This is a genomic window from Alteriqipengyuania flavescens (assembly GCF_030406725.1).
GTDB lineage: Bacteria > Pseudomonadota > Alphaproteobacteria > Sphingomonadales > Sphingomonadaceae > Alteriqipengyuania_B > Alteriqipengyuania_B flavescens.
Map to the genome: position 1 here is coordinate 791,127 of NZ_CP129107.1, position 25,445 is coordinate 816,571.

The window sequence follows — 25,445 nt, forward strand, 5'->3', positions numbered from 1 at the left end:
CCCTGCTAGCAAGCGCGAGCGAGCCGGTCAGCCGGAAACTGGGCCGGCCAGGGCAGGCTAGATCTTGCGGAGCAAGGAAGGGTCGCGCGCGCTGTCCAGCACGGGGCGGGTGAAGCGCGGCGATGCAAGGTCGCTATTCCCCACCGGGGCACGGACCAGCTTGGGGTCGATGTTATCGGTAAAAGCGATGCCGAAGCGGTTGCCCTGCAGCCATGCGACGACCCCGTCGACCTTGCCGACATTGCGCAATTCGACGCTGACTTTTTCGCCGCGCTGCACCGGGGCGGAGCCTTCGGCCATCATCCCGCCTTCGGACAGGTTGCGGACCTTCACGCGGTGCACGTCGCTGCTGCCGGCCACAGTCAGGTCGCTGAGGACGAACAGGCTGTCACGGGACAGGTTGCGGGTGCCGACGTTGCTCATGGATCTCCGGTCCTGGCGTTGACTCCGCCGGCTGTCCGGCAAAGCGTTTCACTTCGCGGATTTACGCCGCCAGAATCGAATAAAGGGTTAACCGGGCGGTATTCTTCGCGCGATTTCAGTCGTCGCGGGAAATGCGTTCGCGCCGCTCGTGCGCTTCCTGCGCTTCGACGGTCATCGTGGCGATGGGGCGTGCGATCAGGCGGCCGAGGCCGATGGGATCGCCGGTTACCTCGCAATAGCCGTATTCGCCTTCGTCGATGCGGCGCAGCGCGGAATCGATCTTGGAAATCAGCTTGCGCTGGCGATCGCGGGTCCTGAGCTCGATCGACCAGTCGGTTTCGCTGGATGCGCGATCGTTGGGATCGGGTTCGCGCAAGGGGCCGGACTGGAGCGATTGCAGCGTGCCTTCGGAAGCGGACAGGATCGATTTCTTCCAGTCGGTCAGCAGGCCTCGAAAATATTCGAGCTGCCGCTCGGACATGTACTCCTCGCTTTCGCTGGGTACGTAGTCTTCGGCAACGGCTTGTTTTCCTGCCACTTCGATCCTTTCGGCCGCGCGGGCGGCCTGTCCCGTTTCATCCCCGTACCGGCCATGTGAGCCGGTGAATCGCCATCCGTTCTCCCCCGGATGGCGCGCCTATAGGCATTGCGCCAAGGCCGCACAAGACGGATGCTCGCAGCGGGTGCGGAGAGCGGCAGGACCCAAAGCCGAACCTGCGTTAACCATTTATTGACCATAACTTTCCACTGTCGTGCCACCAGCCCGAAAGGGCGCGCATGAACCGGGGGAACAGGGGCATGAAAATCGCATTCGAGCAGGACTTCGCATCTGCCTGTGACACGCAAAGCAAGATCGCCGCCGACGCATTGGTGGCCAGCTGCCTGGCAGCCGCAGGGGACGGCGATCCGGGCGCCTATTACGATCTCGGCATCGCCTTTTCGACCGGTAGCCACGGCGCATCGTGCGACCTTGTCGAAGCGCACAAGTGGTTCAACCTCGCCGCAGTCGACGGGCATGAAGAGGCCGCGCAATGCCGCGCCGACATCTCCGACGAGATGACCGCCCGCGAGATTGCCGAAGCCCAGCGCCGCGCCCGCGAATGGCTGTCCGCCAGCCGCCGCGCCGCCTGACTACCCGCCTTTCCTGAACGGCGTCCGTTCGCCAAGGAACATCCGGTCGGTTTCCACCCCGGCGCGCTCGCGCTCGAGGAAATCGGCCACGGCGCTACGAAAGCCCGGATCGGGCATCCAGTGCGCCGACACGGTTTCGACCGGTTCATAGCCGCGGGCAAGCTTGTGTCCGCCCTGCGCCCCCGCCTCCACCCGCGAGAGGCCGCGCGCGATGGCGACGTCGATCGCCTGGTAATAGCATAGCTCGAAATGCAGGAACGGGCGGTCTTCGGTGCAGCCCCAATAACGCCCGTACAGCGCATCCTCGCCGATGAAATTGAGCGCCCCTGCCACCGGCGCGCCCTCTGCCAGCGCCAGCATAAGGACGAGATCCTCCCCCATCCGCTCGCCGAACAGGTCGAAGGCCGCGCGCGTCAGGTAAGGCGTGCCCCATTTGCGCGCGCCGGTATCCTGGTAGAACACCCAGAACGCGTCCCAATGCCCGGCCTTTATCTCGTCGCCGGTGAGGTGGACGATCTCCAATCCCTCGACAGCGCGGGCGCGTTCCTTGCGGATCGCCTTGCGCTTGCGGCTGGCGAGGTCGGCGAGGAACCCGTCGAAATCGGCATAGTCGCGGTTGTGCCAGTGGAACTGGATATCGCTGCGCAAAAGCCAGCCGGCATCTTCGAACAGGGCTTGCTGTGCCGGTTCGATGAAAGTCGCATGCGCGCTCGACCAGTCGTGCCGCGCGACCACTTGCCGGGCGGCGGCGAGCAGTGCCGGGGCGAGGTCGGTGTCGCCAAGGATGCGCGGACCCGTGGCGGGGGTGAACGGCACGCTGATCTGCAGCTTGGGATAGTAATCGCCCCCTGCCCGCTCCCACGCGTCGGCCCAGGCGTGGTCGAACACATATTCGCCCTGGCTGTGCCCCTTGGCATAGGCCGGCAGCGCTGCGCGCGGCGCGCCGTTTTCGTTACGCACCACCAGCGGGATGGCCTGCCAGCCGGTCCCGGGGCCGACACTGCCCGAATCCTCGAGCGCGGAAAGGAAGCCATGTTTCACGAAAGGATTGGCGGTGCCCGCCATCGCGTCCCATTCGGCGGCCGTGAAGGCCGACACGCCGGGCGCCAGTTCGACGGTCCATTCGCGGTCCGCCATGATGGTCAGAAGCCTTGAGCTTCGGCGATCGGCGTTGCGCCGGCGTCCAGCGCGGCGCGGCGCAAGTCGGGCGTCTTCACGGTCCAGCTGAGCAGCGGCAGCCCGCGCCGCCGCTGGCTTTCGGCAAAGCGGCTGGGCAGGTCGCGGACGTCGTAGGCGAGAAAATCGGGCCGCGCGTGCCACAGGGCGAGATGGCGGCGCAGGCGACCCATGAGCGTGCGGTGGCCTTCTTCCGTCACTACCAGCCCGCGCACGATATGGGGGGCATGCGCCGCGAACCAGCGGCACACGCGCGGATCGAAGCTCATCACCGCCGCCCTGCCGCGATAACCCTCCAGCGCGCGGCGCACGGCCATGCAGGGGGTAACGACCCGGCGGTCGTCCTTGGACTTGATCTCGACCAGCACGGGCACTTGCCCGGCGACCTGGTCGAGGAAAGCAGCGAGCGTCGGGATCGTGTCATTGCTGCCTTTCAGGGGCATGGCGGCGAGCACTTTCGCGCTGTATTTCGCGGTCTCGCCCACCGCGCCGGTCAGCCTTTCCAGCGTCCAGTCATGGAAGACCACGACTTCGCGGTCTGCCGAGCGCTGGACGTCGCATTCGATGCCGAGCCCGCATTCGATCGCGGCGGCGAAGGCGCTGCGCGAATTCTCGATCCGCCCGTCGTCATGCAATCCCCGGTGGGCGTATTCCTGCTGCGTCAGCCACGCGACCCGCGATGGCTTGGGCGCAGGGGAAAGCAGGCGATCAAGCAGGCTTGACGGCAACGATCGCGTCCACTTCCACAGCGGCGCCGAGCGGGAGGGCAGGCACGCCCACGGCGCTGCGGGCATGCTGCCCGGCCTCGCCGAAAATATCCGCCATCAGGTCGCTCGCCCCGTTCACCACCTTGGGCTGGTCGGTGAAATGCGGGTCGCTGGCGACGAAGCCGCCGAGCTTGAGCACCTGTTCCACCCGGTCGAGCGAACCCAGCGTCTCTTTCAGCTGGGCGAGGATCATCAGGCCGCAGGCGCGCGCGGCCTCCACACCCTGGTCGAGCCCGACATCGTTGCCCAGCGTGCCGGTGACGAGCTGGTCGTTCACGAACGGCAACTGGCCCGAAACATAAGCGATCCCGCAGTGGATCATCACCGGGCGATAGCTGGCGACCGGGGCCGCGGCCTTCGGCAGCACGATGCCGCGCGCGGCCAGTGTGTCTTCGATGCTCATGCAGCAGCCTCCCTGTTCTTCACCACCCGCTCCAGCAACCACGGCAGCGCTTCCGCCCAGCTGTCGAGCCGCGCATCGGCGTGGCCCGCCTCGTGCGCGCAATCGATATGCGGTGCCAGCTCCGGCTCCCCGCACAGGTGCAGCGTGGTGACGTGCGGCACGGTCTCGCGCGCGGATTTATGGTGCTGCGGCAGGTCGTCGATGAAATAGACCTCGCTCGGCGCATGCTCTTCCACGATGGCCGCCAGCGCCGGGCCCTTGGGACCCTGGTTGGTATAGACCTTCGCCTCGATCCCGTGCGCGGCCAGCTGCTGCGCCCGCATCTCGCGGTGGTTGTCCGTCAGGTTTGTCAGGATCACGATGTCGGCGTGTTCGCTGAGCGTATTCAGGGCCTCCACCGCGCCGGGGATAGGTGTCTGGCGCCCCATCTCCGTATCGAAGAACGCGCGCAGCAGGCGCCAGATGTCCTTTTCGCCGACCGGCTCGCCGCTGTCCCGCCAGCGCATCGCCTCGGCGAAATTGTTGCTGCCGACAGTGAAGTCGACACCCTGCGTCTCGTCCAGCCAGTCGCGGAACGGGCCGACCATGAACAGCAGGACTTCGTCGCAGTCGGAAACGATAAGTGGGCGACTCATGCGCAAAGCTCCTGTTTCGCGGCGACAATCGCCTGCGGATCGACGCCCAGCGCATCGGCGCAGGCGACGAGATCGGGTTCGTGGTTCGACAGGAATTCCAGCACGGAGCCAAGCACGGCAGGATCGCCCAGCCCGGCACGCAAATCGGCAGCTTCCAGCCCGGTCAGGGCGAGCAGCCGGTGGGCGCGGTCATCGTCCCCCAGCACCCAGCCGAGCACGGCGAGGGCCAGGGCATGCGGGTCCGCAGCAGTCGGTGAAGATCGGTCGCGAAGAATTGTCAGCTCCTGTCTCGGGGGCTAGGTGGTGAGGCCCATCACCGGAGGCAACCCACGAGTGACGAAGCGTATCCTGCTTGTCGAGGACAACGATCTCAACCGCAAGCTGTTCGGCGACGTGCTGAAGGCGGGCGGCCACGACGTCATGCCCATCGCCGACGGCAGCCAGGCGCTGGAGGCGATGCGCCGCTTCGGCCCCGATCTCGTCATCATGGACATCCAGCTGCCCAATATCTCCGGCCTTGACCTGATTGCGGAAATCCGCCGCGATCCGGCATTGAAGGCTGTGCCGGTGCTGGCGGTAACCGCCTATGCCGGCAAGGGCGACGAGGAAAAGATCCGCGACGCCGGGGCGGACAATTACCTCGCCAAGCCGGTCAGCATCGGGCCGTTCATGCAGGCGGTGAACGCGCTGCTGGCACCGGCGCCCGGCACCACGCTCAGCGCGGCCCCGGCCTGACGGATTCCTTGACTTGCGCCGCCGGCGGGGCTTTGGCGCGAGGTCAGACAGTTTCAGGAGCATCCTCCCCATGGACAGAGCCGAAGTCGACGCCAAGATCCGAACGTTGGTGGAGCCCTTCAACAAGAAGGGCATCGCGATCACCGAAGACACCACTTTCCAGAACGACCTCGAATTCGACAGCCTGACGGTGATGGATTTCGTCGCTGCGATCGAGGACGAATTCGACATCCTCATCTCGATGAACCAGCAGGCCGAAATCGAGACCTGGGGCCAGCTGGTCGACGCCGTCACCAAGCTGCAGGCGGACTGACGCCATGAGCGAAGGCGTTTCGCAGGCCGACCAGCCGCAGGAGCTGGAGGGCGGGGAGCAGGACCTGTTCTCCAAGTTCGACCCGATCATCGCACAGCGCAGGGCCCTGCTCGATTCCGGGCTGGAAGATCCCTTCTCACTCGTGATGGAAAAGGTGCTCAGCCCCACCCGGGCGATCTGCAACGGCCGCGACACGATCCTGCTCGGCACCTATAATTACATGGGCATGACCTTCGATCCGCAAGTGATCGAGGCGGGCGAACAGGCCCTGCGCGATTTCGGAAGCGGCACCACCGGCAGCCGGGTCCTCAACGGCACGTACCAGGGCCACAAGGAATGCGAGGACGCGCTGCGCGAATTCTACGGCATGGACCATGCCATGGTCTTCTCGACCGGGTACCAGGCCAATCTCGGCATCATCTCCACCATCGCCGGCAAGGGCGATTACATCGTCCTCGACATCGACAGCCATGCCTCGATTTACGACGGCTGCAAGCTGGGCGATGCGGAGATCGTGCCGTTCAAGCACAACGACATCGAAGCGCTGGAAAAGCGCCTGAAGCGCATTCCCGAAGGCGCCGGCAAGCTGGTGATCCTGGAGGGCGTCTATTCGATGCTGGGCGACGTCGCCCCGCTGAAGGACATGGTCCGCATCGCCAAGGAAAACGGCGCGATGGTGCTGGTGGACGAGGCGCATTCGATGGGCTTCATCGGCGAAAACGGCCGCGGCGTCTGCGAAGAGCAGGGCGTGTTGGACGATTGCGACTTCATCATCGGCACGTTTTCGAAAAGCGTCGGCACGGTGGGCGGCTTCTGCGTGTCCAACCACCCGAAGTTCGAAATCATGCGGCTGGTCTGCCGCCCCTATGTCTTCACCGCCAGCCTGCCGCCCGCGGTGGTCGCCACTGCCGCCACCAGCATCCGCAAGCTGATGCATGGCAGCAACAAGCGTGCGCATCTGTGGGATAATTCGCGCAGCCTGCACGCCGGACTGAAGGAACTCGGCTTTCAACTTGGCACCGAAGAACCGCAAAGCGCGATCATCGCGGTAATCATGCCCGACCTGCAGCAGGGCGCGATGATGTGGGAGGCGCTGCTGAAGGAAGGCCTCTACGTCAATCTCGCCCGCCCGCCCGCAACGCCCGCGAACATGACCCTGCTACGCTGTTCGCTGTGCGCCGAACATTCCGAAGAGGAAGTCACGACGATCCTCGGCATGTTCGAACGCGCCGGCAAGGCGGTGGGGATCCTTTAGGCCCGGTGCGATGAGGGCGGTCCTCGCCTGGCTGGGGCGGACCGGCTTCCTTTACCTGTTGCTGTTCGCCGGCATCGCATTCTTCGTGTTCGCGTGGCCCGCCGTGCGCGGGGGGCTGTCGGGCGAGAGCCTGCGTCAGGACGCGATGAGCGTGGAGGCGGTGCGCGAACAGCTGGCCGAAGACCGGCAAGCGGCGCAGGCCGGGCTGGAAGCGCGGGTTGCCGAGGCCGGCACTCTCGGCAGCAAAAGCCTGGCCGAGCGGCGCGGCGCCCTGGTGCAGGAGCGCGCCGCCATCGACGGCGAACTTGCCGAAGGTGGCGGCTGGCTCGATTCCATTCGCCCCTCGCGCATCCTCGCGCGCAAGCGTCTCCAATTGCGCCGTGCGGCGGTGGAAGCTGAGCTTGCCGCTATCGACCTGGCGCGCGAAAAGGACGCGCGGCAAGTAGCGGTCGCGCGGGCGACAGCCGAACTGCAGGAATACCGCCGCATCCCGACCGAACGGGCGATCGCGATCTCGCGCCGGCTGTGCCGCGACGCGACCGCCGAGCTGGAAGCCTTCGACGAGCGGGAGGCGCTGGACCGCGCCGCGCGGCAGATCTTCCTGCTCCAGCGGGCGCGTCTCGAAAGCGAGCGCAGGCGTACATGCGATTTGGCGGAGAGTCGGGCCACGACCCGCGACCGCGGGCTGGCGGCGCGCGATGCGGTGTTCGAGGCGCGGGCCCGGCTGGCGGAGGCGCAGGACATCGTCGCTTCGCCGCTGCCCGATCCCGCCGCCGGAGTCTCCGACACGACCCTTCGCGACATCGCCTTGCGCGCCTTGCTGGCGCTGCTTGCCGTGCTGCTCATCCCGTTCGCGATCAGGGTGCTGTTCTACTATGTGTTCGCCCCCATCGTTGCGCGCGGGGCGCCGATCCGGCTTGCCTTGCCGAGTGGGCTTGGCATCGTGCCGCAGGCCGAGGGCGGATCGCGGCCGACGCTGTCGGTCACGCTTGCGGAGGGCGAGGAATTACTGGTCCGCCAAAGCTATCTGCAATCGAGCCCTGCCGGTGCGGACATGCGCACGCAGTGGCTGCTCAGCTGGGGCAGCATCCTCACCAGCCTTGCGAGCGGCATGGCCTTCCTCACCCGGGCACGCGGGGCGGGCGGCACCTATGGCATCTCCGCGCGCGACGATCCCTTTGCGGAGATCGCCCGAATCGACCTGCCCCGCGGCTCCGCGCTTGTCATGCAGCCGCGCGCGCTGGCGGCCATCGTCCAGCCGGAAGGGCAGCCGATGCCGATCCGCAGCCGGTGGCGGCTGTTCAGCCTGCACGCCTGGCTGACCTTCCAGCTGCGCTACCTCGTCTTCCACGGGCCGGGCGCGCTGATCGTGAAAGGCGGGCGCGGGGTGCGGATCGAGCCTGCGACCGGCGGGCGCCGCTTCGGCCAGGACCAGCTGGTCGGCTTCTCCGCCCACACCGCCTACACCGTCACCCGCAGCGAGACCTTCCTCCCCTATTTCTTCGGGCGGGAGCCGCTGTTCCGCGACCGGGTGGCAGATGTCGACGCTGATTCGTTCAGGGCCGAGCCCGGCATTCTGGTGATCGAGGAAGCGCCGATGGCCGGCCGCCGCAAGGGCGTGCGCGCCGGGCTGGAAGGCGCCTTCGACGCGGCGCTGAAGGCCTTCGGGATTTAGCGCGCGGAACCGCAAGGGCGCGTCGCCCGTCTCGTCCCCGAAGGAGAAAACGATGACAATCAAGAAACACGGCAGCGCAACCTACGAAGGCCTCGGCAAAAGCGGCAAAGGCCACGTGTCAACGGAATCGGGCGCGCTGTCCGCCCAGCCCTATGGCTTCAACACCCGCTTCGAAGACGGCAACGGCACCAACCCGGAAGAGCTGATCGCTGCGGCCCATGCCAGCTGCTTCACGATGGCGCTGGCGTTCCAGCTGGCCGACACGGGACACGAAGACGGCACGCTGACCACCGACGCACAAGTCAGCCTGGAAAAGGACGGGGACGGCTTCACCGTGACGAAGTCCGCGCTCAGCCTGAAAGGCAAGGTGCCCGGGCTGGACGAGGCGAAATTCATGGAGCTGGCGGAGAAGGCAAAGGCCAATTGCCCCATCTCCAAGCTGCTGAACGCCGAGATCACGCTCGACGCGAAATTCGAAGGCTAATCGGTGCCGGTCAGCCGGAAAAGCGTTTCGACCGGCTGACCTAGTGCCGCGGAAAATTTCAGGGCGACCACGACCGACGGATTGAAGACTCCGTTCTCCACGGTGTTCACGGTCTTGCGGCTTACCCCCATCGCTTCGGCCAGCTGAGCTTGCGTCCACCCACGTGCTTCGCGGTAGCAGCGAACTTCGTTTTCCAGATCAGGCGGCATCGCTGGCGAGCTCCGCCATGCCGTAGGCCAGGAAAGCGCCGCCCAGCCCCAGAAACGGCGCCATCACGGCGCGGGTGCGGGAATAGTATTCCGCTGTTTCGAAATCATCGGACACGTTTGCAACCTCCAAGTTTGTAACTCATGGGTTACATGTAACCTCAGGGTTACAAAGGTGTCAAGTTACAAAAGGTCAAGCGGACATGCCGGCCGTCGAACCCGAGACTTCGGCGGGCGCGGCGGCGCATGGATCATCCTCGCCGCCGCCACCCAGCTGGGTGATGGCCAGCACCCCGCCGACCACCAGCACGACGAAGGCGGTGGTGACGAGGCCGAGATACTTCTCGATGAACGCCTTGATCGGGCGGCCGAACACGCGGAACAGGATACCCACCGTCAGGAAGATCAGCGCGCGCCCGGCGATGCTGGCGAGGATGAACGGCACCAGCGCCATGCCGAGGAAGCCGGCGGTAATCGTCAGCAGCTTGAACGGAACGGGCGTCGCGGCCGCGATGATTACCGCGATGACGCCGTACTGGTCGAACGTGCATTGCGCCGCCGGCAGGCTGTCGATCAGCCCGATCGCGGTCAGCAGCGGAACGCCCAACGTATCGAAGAGCAGGTAGCCGATCGCATAGCCGAACAAGCCGCCGATCACGCTGGCAGCGGTGGCGATCAAGCCGAATCGGATCGCCTTTTTCGGCTCTGCCAGGCACATCAGCCCCAGCAGCGGATGCGGCGGGACGGGGAAGAAGCTCGCCTCGATGAAGCAGAAGAAGGCCAGCCACCATTCCGCATGGGGGTGCGAGGCCTTTTCCATCACCCAGTCGTACAAGGCGCGCAGCCAGCGGCTGATCATGTGCAGCGATCCCGTGTTCCCGCCCGCCGGCGCGGCGGGAGCGTCTGCTGCGGATTAGGCGAGGCAGCGCGCGTTGGCAATCGCGAGCGTATAACCTATTTGGCACTTTTTTATTGACATCGTCACGCTCTTTGGTTAGAGATACGGAACATCGCGATAGTGTGATTCGAGACCGAAAGGGTCTGGGCGGCGCTCCGGCAGGGGCAGCCGCCTTTTTCGTGTCCGCTGTCGCCAGGCGGGAGGAAACACACCATGGCGCGCACGAAAACTGTCCAGCCGGCTTGGGAAGACTCATTTATAGACGCGCTTGCTCGCTCCGGAATTGTCGCCCGGGCGGCCCGCGAAGCGGGCGTTTCCGAGACGACGCCTTACAAGCGGCGCGAAACTTGTCCCGGCTTCGCACAACGCTGGGACGAGGCGAAAGCCGAAGCAACCGCCGCGCGAGCTTGTGGCGGAACACAAGGCCAGGTGGGCAAGCCAACGCTGCGCAAGTGGCGGCAGGCCTTTCTGGTCGCCCTCGCGGAAACCTCCAATGTTTCGGCAGCCGCCCGGCACGTGAATGTGCTGGCGAGCGAGGCCTATGCGGCGCGCCGCACCGACCGCGCCTTTGCCGCTGCGTGGCAGGCCGCCCTCTACGAAGGGTACCTGAACCTCGAAATGGAGGTGCTCGGCCATCTGCGCGATCCCGATCCGGACCGGAAGATGGACGTCGCCAACGCCCTGCGCCTTCTGTGTGCGCATCGAGAAACGGCGGCGCGCGAAGGGGCGAAGCGCAGTCATGTCACCGCGGCAGACGTGCGCACCTCGATCGACCGCAAGGTGGAGGCTCTGCGCAAGCAGGTGGCTGCCCGTCAGCGCGCCGAGCGCGGCAACGGGGACGGCGCAAAGCAATGAGTCGCTCGAAAATCTATGCCGCAGCGTTGCCGAACGAACTGGACCGCTTCGTGAAGAGCCTGTCGCAGCCGGACAGGGATGAATTCGACTGGCACTTCGGCCACAGTGCGCATGACGGGCAGCTCCCGCCCGATGGCGACTGGCGCATATGGCTGATCATGGCCGGTCGCGGTTTCGGCAAGACGAGGGCGGGTGCCGAGTGGGTCAGGAGCGTTGCCGAGGCCGACGAGCACGCCCGCATCGCGCTGGTCGGCGCATCGCTGGGCGAAGTGCGTGCGGTGATGGTGGAAGGCGAAAGCGGCCTCATGTCGGTCGGCCCGCCGGAGAGGCGTCCGGTTTTCGAACCTTCGCTGCGGCGCCTGCGCTGGCCACACGGGCCCGAAGCGGTGCTGTATTCAGCAGCAGAGCCCGAAAGCCTGCGCGGGCCGCAGCACAGCCATGCATGGTGCGACGAACTGGCCAAATGGCCTTCCACGCACGGCCGGGCCGAGGCGGCGTGGAGCAATTTGCAGCTGGGATTGCGGCTGGGACAACGCCAGCAGGTGATCGTCACCACGACCCCGCGCAGTGTCCCGCTCCTGCGCAAGCTGCTCGCCAGCGAGGGGATCGCAATCACCCGCGGCCGGACGGAGGACAACGCCCGCAACCTGCCCGCTGCCTTCATCGATGCCATGCGCGGCGAGCTCGGCAACAGCGCGCTCGGCCGGCAGGAACTGGACGGCGAGCTACTGGAAGATATCGAAGGCGCGCTGTGGAGCCGCAGCCTGCTTGAACGGTGCCGGGCGGACCGGCTGCCCGAAGGCAGGCTGACCCGCGTGGTGGTGGGCGTGGACCCGCCCGCCTCGGCCCGGGGCGATGCGTGCGGCATCGTGGTGGCCGCGCGCGAGGACGATGGCGGCGCGGTGGTGCTGGCCGATTGTTCGCTCGAAAAGCCCACCCCCGAGCGCTGGGCCCGCGCGGTGGCGGAAACGGCCCGGGCGTGGAGCGCGGACCGGGTGGTCGCGGAAGCGAACCAGGGCGGCGCGATGGTCGCCAGCGTGCTGCGAGCAGCGGATGTCTCGCTGCCGGTGAAGCTGGTCCATGCGAGCCGCGGCAAGGCAGCCCGGGCGGAGCCGGTCGCCGCGCTCTACGAAGCGGGCCGCGTGCGCCACGCCGGCACGTTCGCGCAGCTGGAAGACGAGATGTGCGGCCTGATGGCAGGCGGCGGGTACGAAGGATCAGGCAGATCGCCCGACCGCGCCGACGCGCTGGTCTGGGCGCTCACGGAACTGATGCTGGGCAAAGCCGGGAGGCCGCGGGTGCGGGGGTTCTGAGTTTTCGTCGTCAGCCCGGACTTGTTCCGGGCCAGTGCTTCCTTCACGCGCGCCAAAGGCAGAACAGCACCGCCCCGGAACAAGTCCGGGGTGACATCGAGTGGCGCTGCATTCACTGTCAACCGATGCTAACTTTCGAGCCGGTCGTCTATATCCTCGCAAGCCACTATCGCGGGCGACTCTACACCGGCGTGACCTCCGACCTGATGGCGAGGATCCACCAGCATCGGAAAGGCACATTCGGGGGCTATACCGAACGAAGGGACATCAAGCGGCTTGCCTGGTTCGAGCCGCATGCGGACATCGAAGTCGCGATCGCGCGAGAGAAAACAATCAAGCGCTGGCCGCGGCAATGGAAATTCAACGTCATCGAGAAAGCCAATCCCGATTGGCGCGATCTGGCTGAGGGACTGGGTTTTCCGGCTCTCTGACGAAGAAGCACTACCCCGGAACATGTCCGGGGTGACCTATACAGGTCTAGCCAACGCAAACAGCCATCTGGCTGGCTAGCCGCGCCAATTCAAAACCAAAGGAAATCCCATGTCATTCCTGCAATCCCTGGCCTCCGCCTTCAAGGGCGGCGGGCCAGCGCGCGTGCCTATCGCGCGCAGTTTCGTTTCGCCCTGGGCTTACGCCTTCGAGCCGGGCGGGCCGCGTGCGCCGTTCGATTACGATGCGGCGGTGCGGCGCTCCTTTGCAGAAAACCCGGTTGCGCAGCGCAGCGTGCGTATCGTGGCGGAAGGGGTCGGCGGCGCGCCGGTCTCCGCGTCCGACGATGCGGCGCTGGCCCTGCTTGTCCAGCCGAGCGCGGGGCAGTCCCTGCTGGAGACGCTCAGCGCGCACCTCCTGCTCCATGGCAACGCCTTCGTGCAGGTGATGAAGGACGGCGGCGGTCGCCCATGCGAGCTGTTCGCCCTGCGCCCGGACCGCATGACGGTGAAGCCCGGGCCGGACGGCTGGCCCGCCGCCTTCCGCTATACGGTCGGCCAGCACGACATCGACCTTGCGGTCGAGGACGAGAACGGCTGGCCCAACGTCATCCACCTCAAGAGCTTCCACCCGACCGACGACCATTACGGCGCCGGAACGCTGGCGGCGGCGGAACAGGCAGTGGCGATCCACAACGCGGCCAGCGCCTGGAACCGCGCGCTGCTGGAAAACGCCGCGCGGCCGAGCGGCGCACTGGTCTATGACGGCGGGGACGCATCCACCCTCACCCCCGACCAGTTCGAGCGGCTGAAGGCCGAACTCGCCACCGCGTTCAGCGGGCAGGCGAATGCCGGGCGGCCGATGCTGCTGGAAGGCGGCCTCAAGTGGCAGTCGATGGCGCTGTCGCCCGCCGACATGGATTTTGCCGAGCTGAAAGCCGCCGCCGCCCGCGACATCGCGCTCGCTTTCGGCGTGCCGCCCATGCTGCTCGGCCTGCCGGGCGACAACACCTATGCCAATTACCGCGAGGCCAACCGTGCGCTGTGGCGGCTGACCCTGCTGCCGATGGCGGAGAAAATCCTGTCCGGCATCGCCCACGGCCTCTCGCCATGGTTCGAAGGGCCAGAATCAAACGGGCTGGCCCTGACGGTCGATCTCGACCGCGTGCCGGCCCTGTCGGAAGATCGCGAGCGCTTGTGGAGCCAGCTGTCGGCGGCCGACTTCCTCTCTGCCGAAGAAAAGCGCGCGATGCTCGGCCTCGAACCCGCCACTACCAAGGAGACGGCGCAATGACCCGTGAAGACATGCTGGCGCGGCTGATCGCGCAGGCCTCCCTGCCAAATGGGATGCAGGATGGCGGCGACCTGGTGACGCTGCGCGCCATCGTGGAGGAATCGAGCGAGCTCGGCGCAGCGCGCGTGCTCGACCGGCTCGGCCTCGGCGATGCAAACGCGCAGGACGACATCGACGAGTTGCGCGAGCTGTTGTCGGCCTGGCGCGACGCCAAGGCGAGCGCGTGGAAAGCCATCATCGAATGGGCCGTGCGCGCGGTCATGGCCTTGCTGCTGATCGGCATCGCCGTGCGGCTCGGCGTCCCGGAGATGCTCAAGTGACCCCGGAACAAGTCCGGGGTGACGGGCCGGAACAAGCCCGGGGTGACGGGCCGGGCCCTGTCCGGGCAGGCCTGCGCTTTGCCGGCTATGCCGCGCTGTTCGACACGGCCGACGGCGTCGGCGACGTGATCCGCAAGGGCGCGTTCGCCCGGACGCTGGCCGCGCGTACCGCGCCGATCCCGCTGTTCTGGCAACACCGCCCGACCCAGCGGATCGGCTGGATCGAGCGGGCGGAAGAGGACGACAGGGGCCTGCGCGTGATCGCCGCGATCGACGTGCCGGAAAGCCGCGGGGCAGCCGCGCTGGCCGCCGGTGCCGCCCGCGGCCTCAGCTTCGGCTACCGCGCCCGTGCCTTCCGCAAGACCGCGAACGGCCGCGAGCTGGACGTGCTCGACCTCGCCGAAGTCAGTCTCGTCACCCATCCGCTCCACCCACAGGCGCGGGTCCACTTCGTCGGCTGACCGTGAGGCCGCGCGGGGGGAATCCGCCTCGCCTCTCCCCTCCCCGTGGGGAGGGGCCGGGGGTGGGGGTTCCACGTCCGCGAACGCGCTCCCCACCATTACCCTCGAACCCCCATCCCAACCCTTCCCCGCGGGGAAGGGCTTTTGCTTGCCACCACCACAAGAAGGAATTGCCATGGACATGAACCCCACGACTCCCGCCGCAGACATCGCTGCCGACCCGATCGAACAGAGTTTCGACATCGTCGCGCGGCAGGCCATTCTCGAAGAAAATCAAAAGGGCGCGGATGCGGCCATCACCGCGCTACGCAGCGATGTCGACGAGGTGAAGGCCCGCGTCGACCGCATCGGCCGCGCCGCGACCCGCCCAGCCATCGCCGGCGCTTCGACCGTCACGACCGAAGTGAAAGGCTTCGTCGACGGCTACCTGCGGCGCGGCTCGACCCACGAGATCAAGTCGATCAGCGGCGCGGTGCCGGGCGACGGCGGTTATGCCGTCCCGCGCGAAATCGATGCGATGATCGCCGCCGAGCTGAAGGAAATCAGCCCGATCCGTGCCATCTCGCAGGTCGTCCAGACCGGCAGCGCGGGCTATCGCAAGCTCGTCACCACCGGTGGCACCGCGTCGGGCTGGGTCTCCGAAACCGCCGGCCGCCCCGAAACCGACAGCCCCCGCTTCGAGGAAGTCGCCCCGCCGACGGGCGAGCTCTACGCCAACCCGGCGGCCAGCCAGGCGATGCTGGACGATGCCGGCTTCGACCTCGAAAGCTGGCTGGCGAGCGAGATCGCCATGGAATTCGCCCGCGCCGAAGGGGCCGCCTTCGTCAGCGGCAGCGGCTTCGACCGACCGAGCGGCTTCCTCAACGCGCCGGCCACCACCGACGGGGATGCCACGCGCAATTTCGGCGCGCTGCAGTATGTCGCCAGCGGCGATGCGGACGGGTTCGACGCGAATGCGGATGCCAAGCTTATCGACCTCGTCCACACGCTGAAGGCCGGGCATCGCCAGGGGGCCAGCTTCGTGATGAACTCCGCCACCCTGGCCGAGGTCCGCAAGCTCAAGACGGCCGACGGCGCGTTCCTGTGGCAGCCGGGCCTGGTGGAAGGCCAGCCGGATCGCCTGCTGGGCTACAACGTGGTCGAGGCCGAGGACATGCCGGACATCGGCGCCGGGGAATTCCCGATCGCTTTCGGCAACTTCCGTGCGGGCTATCTGATCACGGAACGCACCGCAACGCAGATCCTGCGCGATCCTTTCACCAACAAGCCCTTCGTCCACTTCTACGCGACCAAGCGCGTGGGCGGACAGTTGCTGGATTCCAACGCGATCAAGCTGCTGCGAATCGAAGCGTAAGCAGCCCAAAACCCGCGCGGGGAACGGCGCGGCCTTGCCCCCTTGGGCCGCGCCGTTTTCGCCTTTTTGTGCGCCCGCTTTGGCGGGCGTTTCCTCGGCACTGCTCCCTTCGCGGGGACTTCGTTCCCGCTGCGGGGTGCCTGCGGTCGGCCGGTCGGCCTCTGGCACCGCCAAGGCGGCGCAATCGTGCCGACAGGATCTTGATGAGGTTATCTATGCGACAGGTCATTTCCACCGCGCCCCTGCCTGCCGCGGCTCTGGGCGAATTGAAACAGTGGCTGGCGATCTCCACCCCCGCCCAGGACGAGGCCCTCGGCGGCCTCCTGAACAGCGCACTCGACATGTGCGAGGCCTTTATCGGCCAGCGGCCGATCGAGGCCGAAATGCGCGAGACCGTGGTGGCGGACGGGACGTGGCAATCGCTCCTGACCCGGCCACTGCGCAGTATCGACCGCGTGGAGGCCCTGGCGTCGGACGGCTCTGTCGGCAGCGCTCTCGACATGCGCCGGTACGAAATCGACATCGATCTTGAGGCCGTCGGACGCGTCCGTGCGCGTGAGCCGGGCGTCGGAGCAGTGGCGGTCCACTTCCGTGCCGGGATGGCACCGGACTGGGCAGGCCTTCCCGCAGCCATCCGCCACGGTATCGTGCGCCTGGCGGCCGCGATGTTCCGCGCCCGCGACGAGGCCGAGGCACCTGCCGCCCTGCCCGCATCCGTCGCCGCCCTGTGGCAGCCTTACCGGCGCATGGGCCTCGGCAGCAACGGAGCACGCCGATGATGAAGGTCCGCGCCGCCGCATCCCGGCTGCCGGCCCGGGCCGAAGCAATGGCCCGCAAGCTTGCCGCCGCCCGCGCGTCCCGCCGCCGCAACTGGCGCGATGCCCGCGCCCTGTGGCCCCTGTTCGGAAAGGACTAGGCGATGGAAATTGCCCTTCGCAGCATCGTGCTGGACTGGCTGCGCGCCGACCCGGCGCTGGCTGCCACACTCAACATCGTCGCCGAGGAGTCCCCGAGGGAAGCCCATGCCCCGTGGGCGGGCATCGTCGCCAGCGCGTCTGCCGACTGGAGCACCAAGACGCAGACCGGGCGCGAAATCCGCTTCGCCATCGAATTGCACCTGCGCGGCGACGATGCGGACACCGGCGCGCAGCTGGTCGGAGCCGTCGAACAGCGCTTGCAAGCGCTGCCGGCGGGCCAGCCGGACTTCCGCATCGTGTCGATGCGCTTCCTGCGCGCCCGCACTGAAGCCCGCCCGCGCAACGCCCGGGCGACCCTGCTCGAATACCGTTTCCGCTGCCTTGCCGACTGAAGGCAGCCGCAGCTTCACCTGACATCACCGGAGAACCACCATGACCGCCCAAAAAGGCTCCGCCTTCCTGCTCAAGATCTCGGACGGCGCGCAGCCGCCCGCTTTCGAAACCGTCGCCGGCCTGCGCACCACGCAGATGTCGATCAACGGCGACACGGTCGTCGTCACCCACAAGGAAAGCGGCGGCTGGCGCGACCTGCTGTCGGGTGCAGGCACACGATCGGTGTCGGTCAGCGCGGCGGGGATCTTCCTCGGCAGCGCGGCCGAAAGCGCGATCCGCGCCCATGCGCTGGCAGGCACTATCGCGGATTATGAACTGTCGTTCGAAGGCGGCGAGAAACTGCGCGGGCGCTTCCTCGTCCAGCGCCTCGACTATGCCGGCGATTTCAACGGAGAGCGGAATTACACGCTGCAACTGGAAAGCTCCGGCGCAGTGGTGCCGGCGTGACGCGCGCTCAAGTAGCCGCAGGCGGTAGCGCACAGACAGATCCCCGCGCTCAAGAAGCCGCAGGCGGTAGCGCACAAAAAGATCCCCGCGCTCAAGTAGCCGCAGGCGGTAGCGCAAAAACAGATCCCCGCGCTCAAGTAGCCGCAGGCGGTAGCGCCAACAAAGTGCGCGGCGAGGCGGAAATCGTGGTCGGCGCGCGCACACTTGTCTTGCGGCCGAGCTTCACCGCGCTCGTCGCTGCGGAAGAGGAGCTTGGTTCGCTGTTTGCGCTGGTCGAACGCGCGGGTGAAGGCCGCCTGGCCCTCTCCGAAATGGCGACCCTGTTCTGGCACTGCCTGCCGACCGGGGACCGGCCCGACCGAGAGGCGGTGGGCGAAGCGGTGATGGCAATGGGCCTTGCCGCCGCAGCCAAACCCCTGCGGACCCTGCTCGGGCAAGTCCTGCAGGGCCGCGCCTGAGCGCCATGCGCTTTGCCGACAGTGCCCGGCGGCTGGCCGGGATCACGGCACGCGAACTGGGCTGGAGCCCCGACAGCTTCTGGCAGGCCACGCCCGCGGAGCTGGCCGCGATTGCCGACAGCGGCACGGGGGAAGCGGGCGAACCGCTCGGCCGCCGCGAATTCGAACGATTGATGGAGCTTGAGCGCGATGGATGAGGAATTCGAAACCCTGGTGATCGACGTGCGCGCCGACACCGCCGGCTTCCGGGCGGAGATGGAAGGGTTGCGCGGAACGCTCGATACCACGCTGGTGGACGGCTTCGCCAAGGCCGGGACCGTGTTGGAACGCGGCCTGCTGGGCGCGATCCGCAAGGGTTCGCTCGGTTTCGACGAATTGAAGCGGATCGCTTTCCAGACCCTGTCGGAAATCGCCGCCCAGGCGCTGCAGTCGGGCCTCGGCGACCTGTTCGGCAGCTCCGGCAAGGGCGGCGGGGGCAGTGTCGGCGGACTGATGGGGACCGCGCTCGGCGCCCTGTTCGGCCTGCCCGGCCGTGCCACCGGCGGACCGGTTTCGCCCGGCGCGCCCTACCTCGTCGGCGAGCGGGGGCCGGAACTGTTCGTGCCAACCTCCGCCGGCCGCGTGGTGCCGGATATCGCAGGGCAAGGCGGGACGCGCGACGTGCGCGTTGCAATCAACCTCGCCGCCCCGCGCGGGACGGCCGCGCCTGCCGCCCTCAAGCGTTCCGCCCGGCAAGTCGCCGCCGCGGTCCAGCGCAGCCTCGCCAACTAAGGAATTCGCCATGGCCTATTGGCTTGCCCGGCAAAGGAACGGGCAGGAGACCGACTTCATCCAGCGCTTCGACCCGCGTTTCTGGACCGTCGATTTCCCGCGCCCGATGATGGGATCCGTCATCACTACCGCGCCCGATGTGCTCCGCGTCGATCTCGAATGCCATCACAAGGACGCACTCGCCGGGCTGATCTGGGCGAGCGAGGATACGCTCGACCACCCGCTCCTCGCCTATGTCACGGACCGCAATTACGAGCGCACGACGCTGAGCTTCCGCTGGCGTTCGCAAGGCGTCTTGCCGCTCGATGCGGTCGACGGGCCGACGCTGACGATCGAGGGGCGCGATGCGGGCGGGGCGGCGCGCAGCTGGTTCGTGCGGCTGTGGAATTACGCGAGCGGGACGCCGCACGATGCGCGCATCACCTTGCCTTTCGGCGCGCTGTTCGGGGGCTGGACCGGCGATGCGCCGTCGGAACAGGTGAACCCGCGCGACATCGACCGCATGTTCATTACGCTGCCCGTGACCGGTTACGATCCGCGCGCGGCCGACTTCCTGCCATCACGCGCGAACGCCTGGGTCGAATTGAGCGAGATCGCCTGCGACGGGGAGCGGGCGATGCTGGAAATCGGCGACGTCATGCTGCCGCCGCACGATATCGGCATGTGCACCGCTTACGACGATGCCTACAACCAGACGCCCGCGCGGCTGCTGCGCCAGATGCGCGGTCTCGGCTATCGCGGCGAGTTCGTCCATTACGTCGGGATGAGCCACTATTTCCGGCTCAAGACGCTCGAAGAGACCAATCTCGTCGTTACACAGAACGCGGCTTTGGCAACGCCGGCCGAAGCCTGGCATCGCGACCTGTTTACGCACGCAATCGCTGCAGGATACACGCCGGTCGTGTCGCTCTCCTACGAACTGTTGGCGATGCACTGTCCTTCAGCGTGGCAGCAACGCGACCTGGCTGGCAATCCGGCCCTGACCGGATGGGATCCCCCTTCCGCCCTGCTCTCTCCGGCCAACGACGAAGCGATGGACTTCCTGCGCGGAACGGCGGCGTTGTTTGCCATCATCCTGCGGGACATCGGGGCGGAGCTGGAATTCCAGATCGGGGAGCCATGGTGGTGGATCATGCCGGACGGCGCGCCATGCATCTATGACGATGCGGCCAGAACCGCGTTGGGCATTGCCGCGTCCGCTCCGCGAATCGACACGTTGCGCCGCGATCTGTCCGCATCCGAAAGGGAATTGCTCGATCGGGCAGGCCAGATTCTGGCGACCAGCACCCTGTCGATCCGCGACCGGGTCCGAAAGATTTTCGGCTGGACCGGACATGTCCGCCTTCTCGCGTTCACGCCCACGGTCCTCGCGAAGGTTACGCCCGAACAATATCGCCTCAATCTGCCGGAAGGCTGGGCCTCGCCCGCATTTTCCCGCCTGCAACTGGAAGATTACGACTGGCTGACCGCGGGCGCCGATGCCTTGCGCCGCCAGGCCTATGCATTCGTCGATGCGCGGCTCGGCTACCCGCCGGACTTGCAGGACTATCTCGCCGGCTTCGTGCTGAGGGCGGACAATGCCGACGCGTACTGGCGGCGGATCGATGCAGGGCTCGACGAGGCCCGCAGCCGCAATATCGAGCGGCGCTTCGTGTGGGCGCTGCCGCAGGTCAATCGCGACGGCTACACCCGCCTTGCGCCATCACGGGAAGACGACATGCAAGCCTTCGACGATGTGCTTTATCCGCTCGCGCTCGGCCGGGATACGGCGGTGGCGCCCGAATTCTCGACGAATGTCATGGTCACCGCTTCGGGCCACGAGCGCCGGTCAAGTCTGTGGAGCGACAGCCGCCTGCATTTCGATGTCGGGCCGGGCATCCGTTCGGAAAACGAGCTGGGCACGCTGATCGCTTTCTTCCGCGCCCGGCGCGGCGCGGCGCGCGGCTTCCGCCTCGGCGACCCGTTCGACTTCTCCTCCAACGGCATGACCGGGACGCCGACGGCTTTCGACCAGTTGCTCGGCACCGGTGACGGACTGCGCGCCGATTTCCCGCTCATGAAATCCTATGGCGAGGCGGACGATCCGCAGCTGCGCCCGATCACCCGCCCGCGCGCCGCCACGGTCCTCGTCAGCGTCGACGGAGTCGTGGTGGGTGACTGGACGCTCGAACCCGGCGGCATCGTCCGGCTCGCCAGCGCGCCCGCGGATGGCGCGGAAGTGCGCGCGGGCTTCCTGTTCGACGTGCCGGTCCGCTTTGCCGAAGACCGGCTCGATGTCAGCGGCACCAGCTTCGCTGCGGGCGAGGCGCCGAGCGTGCCGCTGGTCGAAGTGCGGGAAGTGCGATGAGCCGCGTGTTCTTCCGCGACGAGCTCGAAGGCGTCGCCACCTTCTGGCGGATCGAGCGGCGCGACGGCGTGGCGCTGGGCTTCACCTCGCACGACCGAGCGCTCTGGCTCGATGGACTGGAATACCGCGCCGCCCCCGGCATGGTCCCGACCGCGATCAGCCGCCGCGCCGACCTGAGCCGCGACAGCGCCGAAATCGAGGCGGCGCTGACTCACGACGCGATCACCGCGAGCGACCTCGAAAGCGGACGCTTCGACGGGGCGCGAATCGTCGTCGGCGTGGTCGACTGGGAAACAGGCGACCATGCCGCGCTCTATCACGGATCGATTGGCGGGATCGCCAGCGAGGGGACGCGCTTTTCCGCCGAACTGCGCTCTGCCAAGCACGACCTCCTGCGCGATGTCGTGCCGCGTACCAGCCCCACCTGCCGCGCCGCTTTCTGCGGGCCGCAATGCGGGCTGAGCGCCGCGCGGTTCTCGCAGGAGGCCGCAATCGCTTCCGTCGATGCCGATGGCGAGGCGCTGACAGTCGAGGGGATTGCCGACGTGGGTCGCTACGCACTTGGCAGGTTGCGCTGGATCGACGGCGCGCATGCCGGTTTGTGGACTGAGGTCGCGGCGGTGCAAGGCGACTCTTTAGTTGTGAGGGTTATGCCCGATCCGCCGCCCGCGCCGGGCGACCGGGTGATCTTGTGCGAAGGCTGCGATCATACGCTGGCGACATGCGCCACCCGGTTCGGCAATGCCGTGAACTTTCGCGGGGAACCTTTCCTTCCGGGCAACGACCAGCTTGTCCGCCGCCCGCCGGCAAGCGGGTGATCGCTCACGCGGCGCCCGGCCTGCGACTGGCCGAGGCTGCCATTGGGCTGGTCGGGACGCCCTTCCGGCTCGGCGGACGGGATCAGGCCACCGGTCTCGACTGCGTGGGACTGGTTGCCGAGAGCCTGCTCAGGGCCGGCTTCCCCGTGGCGGCGCCGCATGGATATGCCCTGCGCAATCTTTCGATCGCCCGCTGGCTGCCATTCGCAGGCAAGGCAGGATTGCGAGTGGCAGTCGGGCCGATCCTGGCCGGCGATGTCGCGCTTTGCCGGCCCGGCCCCGGCCAGCATCACTTGCTCATACACGTCGCCGGGGACCGCTTCGTTCACGCCCATGCCGCGTTGCGGCAAACGGTTCTAACGCCCGGACCCGTGCCCTGGCCGGTCGAGGCCCGCTGGCGGCTCCCGCAAGAAGGATAATCGGTCATGGCAACAGTAGTCTTCGGCGCGGTCGGCACCGCGCTCGGCGGCCCGGTGGGCGGCGCGCTGGGCGCGCTCCTCGGCCAGCAGGTCGACAATGCGATCTTCAAGGCGCCGGTGCGCCAAGGGCCGCGCCTCAACGAACTGGCGGTGACCACGTCCAGCTACGGCATGCCTATCCCCCGCGTTTTCGGGCGCGTGCGGGTACCCGGCACCATCATCTGGGCGACCGAGATTCGCGAAAGCAGCGAAACCAGCGGCGGCGGCAAGGGAAGCCCATCGACCACCAGCTACAGCTATTCAGCCAGCTTCGCGGTCGCCGTCGCCAGCCGGCAGGTCGGCGGGATCGGGCGCGTCTGGGCCGACGGCAATCTGCTGCGGGGCGCTGCGGGCGACCTGAAGATCGGCGGCACCATGCGCGTTCATACGGGCAGCGGCGACCAGGGCCCGGATCCGCTGATCGCCAGCGCCATGGGCGCGCATTGCCCCTCGTTCCGCGATTGCGCCTATGTCGTGTTCGAAAACCTCCAGTTGCGGGAATTCGGCAGCCGGATCCCGGCCCTGACGTTCGAAGTGCTCGCCGACGGCGACGAGGTGTCAGCCGCGCAGTTGCTGGAGAAGTTGGGCCGGCCCGTCGAGGACCGCCGTCCCCTGAGCGGCCTGGCGGGGATGACTGATGACGGCGGGGGCTTCGCGTCTATCCTAAAGACTCTCGACAGCGTCTATCCCATCGCACTGGATGTCTCGGGGGATGTGCTTTCCCTCGCTGCGGCGGATGCGGAAGGGCAGCCGGTCCACCAGCTTCCCGAGGCGGCTGCATTATCCGGCGAAGATGACGGCTTTTCCCCCCGCAACGGAAGCGCGCGGATGCGCGCAAGCGGCGAAGAAGCCGTGCCGACCGCGCTGAGGCACTACGATGCGTCGCGCGATTACCAGCCCGGCGTGCAGCGCGCCGGCGGACGCAGCGAAACGGGTCGCCCGCAGACTATCGAACTGCCCGCCACCATCGCGGCGGAAGATGCGCGCGGACTTATCGCTGCCGCCGCGGACCGCGCGCGTCAATCGCGCGAACGCTTGAGCTGGCGTCTCGCCGAGCTGGATCCTGCCATCGGTCCGGGGGCGATCGTCACGCTTCCCGGTCGGCGCGGCACATGGCGCGTCGACGGTTGGGAATGGATCGGCAGCGGGGTGGAGCTGGCCCTGACACGTCAGGTGACGCGAACCGCGCTTGCGACAACGCCGGCAGACCCTGGAAAATTCCAACCGATAGAGGACCTCGCGGCCCTGCCGACAATCCTCCAGGCGTTCGAAGTGCCACCGGCGACCATTCCAAACGGCGCGGGCCGCCGCGTCACCGTCGCTGCCGGCGCTTCCGGCGCAGGCTGGCCCGGCGCCGCGCTTCACAATGTGGTGGCCGACAGCCTCGTGCCCGTCGGCGGCATCGGACCACGGCAATCGGTGCTCGGGATTCTGGCTGCCGACCTGCCCTCGTCACCATCCTTACTGCTTGAACCGCAAGCCACGCTCGAGATCGAGCTCGCCAACGCTGTACACACGCTCGACAGCACGACGCCGGAATCGCTCATGCTCGGGGCCAACACGCTCAGGGTCGGTGGCGAAATCGTGCAATTCGTCCACGCCGAAAGAATGGATGGCTCCGTGTGGCGCCTCACCGGCCTGCTTCGCGGAAGGCGTGGGACGGAGGGCGCTGCCATGGCGGGCGCGACCGCGGGCACCGATGTGGCCCTGCTAAACGCGAATGTAATCGAAATCACGGAGGAGGCATTGCCATCCTGGTCGGTGGCACTCGCCGCGCTCGGCCTCGGCGATGCGGAGCCCGTGCTGGCCCAGATCGACCATCGCGGCGCTTCCTTCGCGCCCCCCGCCCCGGTCCATCCGCGTATCGTCAGGTCCGGCACCGGTCAGATGAGCTTGTCATGGATGCGGCGCGCGCGGGGAGGCTGGGACTGGTCGGGTGCCGTGGAAATACCCCTCGTCGAAGACCGGGAAGCCTACCGGGTCGGTATCGGCGACATCGACGCCCCGCTGCGGTTCTGGGACGTGGAGACCCCGAAGCTGAATATCTCGATCGATCAGTGGGGCAGCTTCCGAACCGATTACGCCGGACTGGCTCTATGGGTGCGGCAACTCGGCACCTTTGGACAGTCTCCCCCCACCCTTCTGACAGTTTTGGCCTGAGGACACCCGATATGACCGAACCCATTGCATTTGCATCCCTCACGAGCCGGCATAGCCTGCCGCTATTGTTCCCGGGCCAGGCGGCCAAGGAGGCGACCCTCAACGAAGCGATCGTGCGTCTCGACTGTCTCGTCCACCCCGTCATTCTTGGGGAAGCCCTATCCGACCCCGCGAATCCGAATGATGGGGACGCCTGGATTGTCGGCCCTGCAGCAGGCGGCGCATTCGCCGGGCGTGACGATGCAGTCGCCTTCTACGCCGCAGGCGCGTGGCATTTCCTCGATGCTTCCCCGGGATTGGTCGTATTCGACGCCAATTTGGCGATTTTCCGGCGATTCGATGCAGGTTGGCAACAGCCCACCGATATCTCGGACCCATCGGGCGGGACGAGCGTTGACAACGAAGCACGGGTGGCTATCGGCGAGATATGCCAACTGTTGCGGGAAGCAGGACTTCTCGCGTAAGGGGGCGTAACGGGAAATTTTTTCCCGCGTCCGAAACCAATCGCAAGGGCGACCGTTGAAGGCCGTCCGTAATATCACAAGGGGAA

Annotated in this window: 35 protein-coding genes; 25 read left to right on the top strand and 10 right to left on the bottom strand. The window is 67.1% G+C overall.

Annotated elements, in window-relative coordinates:
• Window positions 1-57: 57 nt before the first annotated feature.
• Together QQW98_RS04140 and dksA are read right to left on the bottom strand one after the other, a co-directional pair.
• On the bottom strand, window positions 58-423 hold the full coding sequence (locus QQW98_RS04140) for a PilZ domain-containing protein (RefSeq protein ID WP_290136284.1): 366 nt from the start codon (window positions 421-423) through the stop codon (window positions 58-60).
• 115 nt (window positions 424-538) lie between these two features.
• Window positions 539-904 carry an RNA polymerase-binding protein DksA gene (gene dksA / locus QQW98_RS04145; RefSeq protein WP_290136856.1) on the bottom strand — a complete coding sequence of 122 codons (366 nt, stop codon included), beginning with the start codon at window positions 902-904 and terminating at the stop codon, window positions 539-541.
• A 317-nt stretch (window positions 905-1,221) separates the two neighbouring features.
• Here dksA and QQW98_RS04150 point away from each other — a divergent pair, with 317 nt between their 5' ends.
• A complete protein-coding gene (locus tag QQW98_RS04150) occupies window positions 1,222-1,554 on the top strand; it encodes a hypothetical protein (protein ID WP_290136285.1) in 333 nt (110 codons plus the stop codon).
• Here the strand turns inward: QQW98_RS04150 and QQW98_RS04155 are convergent, their stop codons facing one another.
• The 5 genes from QQW98_RS04155 to QQW98_RS04175 are packed head-to-tail and all read right to left on the bottom strand — an operon-like array spanning window position 1,555 to window position 4,753.
• Entirely contained in the window at window positions 1,555-2,691 is a 1,137-nt protein-coding gene (locus QQW98_RS04155) for a GNAT family N-acetyltransferase (protein WP_290136286.1), read from the bottom strand.
• A gap of 5 nt (window positions 2,692-2,696) precedes the next feature.
• Window positions 2,697-3,458 carry a glycerophosphodiester phosphodiesterase family protein gene (locus QQW98_RS04160; protein WP_290136287.1) on the bottom strand — a complete coding sequence of 254 codons (762 nt, stop codon included), beginning with the start codon at window positions 3,456-3,458 and terminating at the stop codon, window positions 2,697-2,699.
• Entirely contained in the window at window positions 3,439-3,900 is a 462-nt protein-coding gene (locus QQW98_RS04165; protein WP_290136288.1) for a RidA family protein, read from the bottom strand. The genes QQW98_RS04160 and QQW98_RS04165 overlap by 20 nt, the downstream gene beginning before the upstream one ends.
• Window positions 3,897-4,535 (bottom strand): HAD family hydrolase, encoded by a 639-nt coding sequence (locus QQW98_RS04170; protein WP_290136289.1) that lies wholly within the window; start codon window positions 4,533-4,535, stop codon window positions 3,897-3,899. The genes QQW98_RS04165 and QQW98_RS04170 overlap by 4 nt, the downstream gene beginning before the upstream one ends.
• Window positions 4,532-4,753: a DUF3572 domain-containing protein gene (locus tag QQW98_RS04175; protein WP_404800861.1), complete on the bottom strand. Its 222-nt coding sequence runs from the start codon at window positions 4,751-4,753 to the stop codon at window positions 4,532-4,534. The genes QQW98_RS04170 and QQW98_RS04175 overlap by 4 nt, the downstream gene beginning before the upstream one ends.
• A gap of 115 nt (window positions 4,754-4,868) precedes the next feature.
• Between QQW98_RS04175 and QQW98_RS04180 the strand changes: the two genes are divergently transcribed.
• The 5 genes from QQW98_RS04180 to QQW98_RS04200 all read left to right on the top strand — a co-directional run bounded on the left by QQW98_RS04180 (window position 4,869) and on the right by QQW98_RS04200 (window position 8,997).
• Window positions 4,869-5,270, top strand: a complete 402-nt coding sequence (locus QQW98_RS04180; RefSeq protein WP_290136290.1) for a response regulator — start codon at window positions 4,869-4,871, stop codon at window positions 5,268-5,270.
• Between the two features lie 70 nt (window positions 5,271-5,340).
• A complete protein-coding gene (locus QQW98_RS04185; RefSeq protein WP_290136291.1) occupies window positions 5,341-5,583 on the top strand; it encodes an acyl carrier protein in 243 nt (80 codons plus the stop codon).
• 4 nt (window positions 5,584-5,587) lie between these two features.
• Entirely contained in the window at window positions 5,588-6,838 is a 1,251-nt protein-coding gene (gene spt / locus QQW98_RS04190; protein WP_290136292.1) for a serine palmitoyltransferase, read from the top strand.
• A gap of 10 nt (window positions 6,839-6,848) precedes the next feature.
• Complete coding sequence (locus tag QQW98_RS04195) at window positions 6,849-8,513, top strand: AIM24 family protein (RefSeq protein ID WP_290136293.1); 1,665 nt, start codon at window positions 6,849-6,851, stop codon at window positions 8,511-8,513.
• 52 nt (window positions 8,514-8,565) lie between these two features.
• Window positions 8,566-8,997 carry an OsmC family protein gene (locus QQW98_RS04200; protein ID WP_290136294.1) on the top strand — a complete coding sequence of 144 codons (432 nt, stop codon included), beginning with the start codon at window positions 8,566-8,568 and terminating at the stop codon, window positions 8,995-8,997.
• Here QQW98_RS04200 and QQW98_RS04205 read toward each other — a convergent pair.
• From QQW98_RS04205 to QQW98_RS04215, 3 genes are all read right to left on the bottom strand, one after another.
• Window positions 8,994-9,206 carry a helix-turn-helix transcriptional regulator gene (locus QQW98_RS04205; RefSeq protein WP_290136295.1) on the bottom strand — a complete coding sequence of 71 codons (213 nt, stop codon included), beginning with the start codon at window positions 9,204-9,206 and terminating at the stop codon, window positions 8,994-8,996. The genes QQW98_RS04200 and QQW98_RS04205 overlap by 4 nt on opposite strands.
• Window positions 9,196-9,321, bottom strand: a complete 126-nt coding sequence (locus QQW98_RS04210; protein WP_290136296.1) for a hypothetical protein — start codon at window positions 9,319-9,321, stop codon at window positions 9,196-9,198. The genes QQW98_RS04205 and QQW98_RS04210 overlap by 11 nt, the downstream gene beginning before the upstream one ends.
• Window positions 9,322-9,396: 75 nt before the next feature.
• Window positions 9,397-10,062 carry a YqaA family protein gene (locus QQW98_RS04215; RefSeq protein WP_290136297.1) on the bottom strand — a complete coding sequence of 222 codons (666 nt, stop codon included), beginning with the start codon at window positions 10,060-10,062 and terminating at the stop codon, window positions 9,397-9,399.
• Between the two features lie 252 nt (window positions 10,063-10,314).
• Here QQW98_RS04215 and QQW98_RS04220 point away from each other — a divergent pair, with 252 nt between their 5' ends.
• The 19 genes from QQW98_RS04220 (at window position 10,315) to QQW98_RS04310 (ending at window position 25,359) form a co-directional block, all read left to right on the top strand.
• The gene (locus tag QQW98_RS04220; protein ID WP_290136298.1) at window positions 10,315-10,956 is read left to right on the top strand and encodes a hypothetical protein; all 642 of its coding nucleotides are present in this window, start codon (window positions 10,315-10,317) and stop codon (window positions 10,954-10,956) included.
• Window positions 10,953-12,269 carry a DNA-packaging protein gene (locus QQW98_RS04225; RefSeq protein ID WP_290136299.1) on the top strand — a complete coding sequence of 439 codons (1,317 nt, stop codon included), beginning with the start codon at window positions 10,953-10,955 and terminating at the stop codon, window positions 12,267-12,269. Before QQW98_RS04220 ends, QQW98_RS04225 begins: the two co-directional genes overlap by 4 nt.
• Window positions 12,270-12,394: 125 nt before the next feature.
• Window positions 12,395-12,700, top strand: a complete 306-nt coding sequence (locus tag QQW98_RS04230; protein WP_290136300.1) for a GIY-YIG nuclease family protein — start codon at window positions 12,395-12,397, stop codon at window positions 12,698-12,700.
• Between the two features lie 109 nt (window positions 12,701-12,809).
• The gene (locus tag QQW98_RS04235; protein ID WP_290136301.1) at window positions 12,810-13,991 is read left to right on the top strand and encodes a phage portal protein; all 1,182 of its coding nucleotides are present in this window, start codon (window positions 12,810-12,812) and stop codon (window positions 13,989-13,991) included.
• The gene (locus tag QQW98_RS04240) at window positions 13,988-14,311 is read left to right on the top strand and encodes a DUF6127 family protein (RefSeq protein WP_290136302.1); all 324 of its coding nucleotides are present in this window, start codon (window positions 13,988-13,990) and stop codon (window positions 14,309-14,311) included. Before QQW98_RS04235 ends, QQW98_RS04240 begins: the two co-directional genes overlap by 4 nt.
• A 71-nt stretch (window positions 14,312-14,382) precedes the next feature.
• Window positions 14,383-14,772 carry an HK97 family phage prohead protease gene (locus QQW98_RS04245; protein WP_290136858.1) on the top strand — a complete coding sequence of 130 codons (390 nt, stop codon included), beginning with the start codon at window positions 14,383-14,385 and terminating at the stop codon, window positions 14,770-14,772.
• Window positions 14,773-14,953: 181 nt separating this feature from the next.
• Complete coding sequence (locus QQW98_RS04250) at window positions 14,954-16,126, top strand: phage major capsid protein (RefSeq protein ID WP_290136303.1); 1,173 nt, start codon at window positions 14,954-14,956, stop codon at window positions 16,124-16,126.
• 215 nt (window positions 16,127-16,341) lie between these two features.
• A complete protein-coding gene (locus QQW98_RS04255) occupies window positions 16,342-16,905 on the top strand; it encodes a head-tail connector protein (protein ID WP_290136304.1) in 564 nt (187 codons plus the stop codon).
• On the top strand, window positions 16,902-17,042 hold the full coding sequence (locus QQW98_RS04260; protein ID WP_290136305.1) for a hypothetical protein: 141 nt from the start codon (window positions 16,902-16,904) through the stop codon (window positions 17,040-17,042). The genes QQW98_RS04255 and QQW98_RS04260 overlap by 4 nt, the downstream gene beginning before the upstream one ends.
• A gap of 3 nt (window positions 17,043-17,045) precedes the next feature.
• Window positions 17,046-17,435 carry a DUF3168 domain-containing protein gene (locus tag QQW98_RS04265; protein WP_290136306.1) on the top strand — a complete coding sequence of 130 codons (390 nt, stop codon included), beginning with the start codon at window positions 17,046-17,048 and terminating at the stop codon, window positions 17,433-17,435.
• Window positions 17,436-17,475: 40 nt separating this feature from the next.
• Window positions 17,476-17,883, top strand: a complete 408-nt coding sequence (locus QQW98_RS04270; protein ID WP_290136307.1) for a phage major tail protein, TP901-1 family — start codon at window positions 17,476-17,478, stop codon at window positions 17,881-17,883.
• 164 nt (window positions 17,884-18,047) lie between these two features.
• A complete protein-coding gene (locus tag QQW98_RS04275) occupies window positions 18,048-18,341 on the top strand; it encodes a gene transfer agent family protein (RefSeq protein WP_290136308.1) in 294 nt (97 codons plus the stop codon).
• Window positions 18,342-18,346: 5 nt separating this feature from the next.
• Complete coding sequence (locus QQW98_RS04280) at window positions 18,347-18,538, top strand: phage tail assembly chaperone (RefSeq protein ID WP_290136309.1); 192 nt, start codon at window positions 18,347-18,349, stop codon at window positions 18,536-18,538.
• The gene (locus QQW98_RS04285) at window positions 18,531-19,112 is read left to right on the top strand and encodes a tail tape measure protein (RefSeq protein ID WP_290136859.1); all 582 of its coding nucleotides are present in this window, start codon (window positions 18,531-18,533) and stop codon (window positions 19,110-19,112) included. The genes QQW98_RS04280 and QQW98_RS04285 overlap by 8 nt, the downstream gene beginning before the upstream one ends.
• A gap of 10 nt (window positions 19,113-19,122) precedes the next feature.
• On the top strand, window positions 19,123-21,459 hold the full coding sequence (locus QQW98_RS04290) for a DUF2460 domain-containing protein (protein WP_290136310.1): 2,337 nt from the start codon (window positions 19,123-19,125) through the stop codon (window positions 21,457-21,459).
• The gene (locus QQW98_RS04295; RefSeq protein WP_290136311.1) at window positions 21,456-22,277 is read left to right on the top strand and encodes a DUF2163 domain-containing protein; all 822 of its coding nucleotides are present in this window, start codon (window positions 21,456-21,458) and stop codon (window positions 22,275-22,277) included. Before QQW98_RS04290 ends, QQW98_RS04295 begins: the two co-directional genes overlap by 4 nt.
• A complete protein-coding gene (locus QQW98_RS04300) occupies window positions 22,274-22,696 on the top strand; it encodes an NlpC/P60 family protein (protein WP_290136312.1) in 423 nt (140 codons plus the stop codon). Before QQW98_RS04295 ends, QQW98_RS04300 begins: the two co-directional genes overlap by 4 nt.
• A gap of 6 nt (window positions 22,697-22,702) precedes the next feature.
• Window positions 22,703-24,895: a phage tail protein gene (locus tag QQW98_RS04305; RefSeq protein ID WP_290136313.1), complete on the top strand. Its 2,193-nt coding sequence runs from the start codon at window positions 22,703-22,705 to the stop codon at window positions 24,893-24,895.
• A gap of 11 nt (window positions 24,896-24,906) precedes the next feature.
• The gene (locus tag QQW98_RS04310; RefSeq protein ID WP_290136314.1) at window positions 24,907-25,359 is read left to right on the top strand and encodes a DUF2793 domain-containing protein; all 453 of its coding nucleotides are present in this window, start codon (window positions 24,907-24,909) and stop codon (window positions 25,357-25,359) included.
• Window positions 25,360-25,445: the final 86 nt, after the last annotated feature.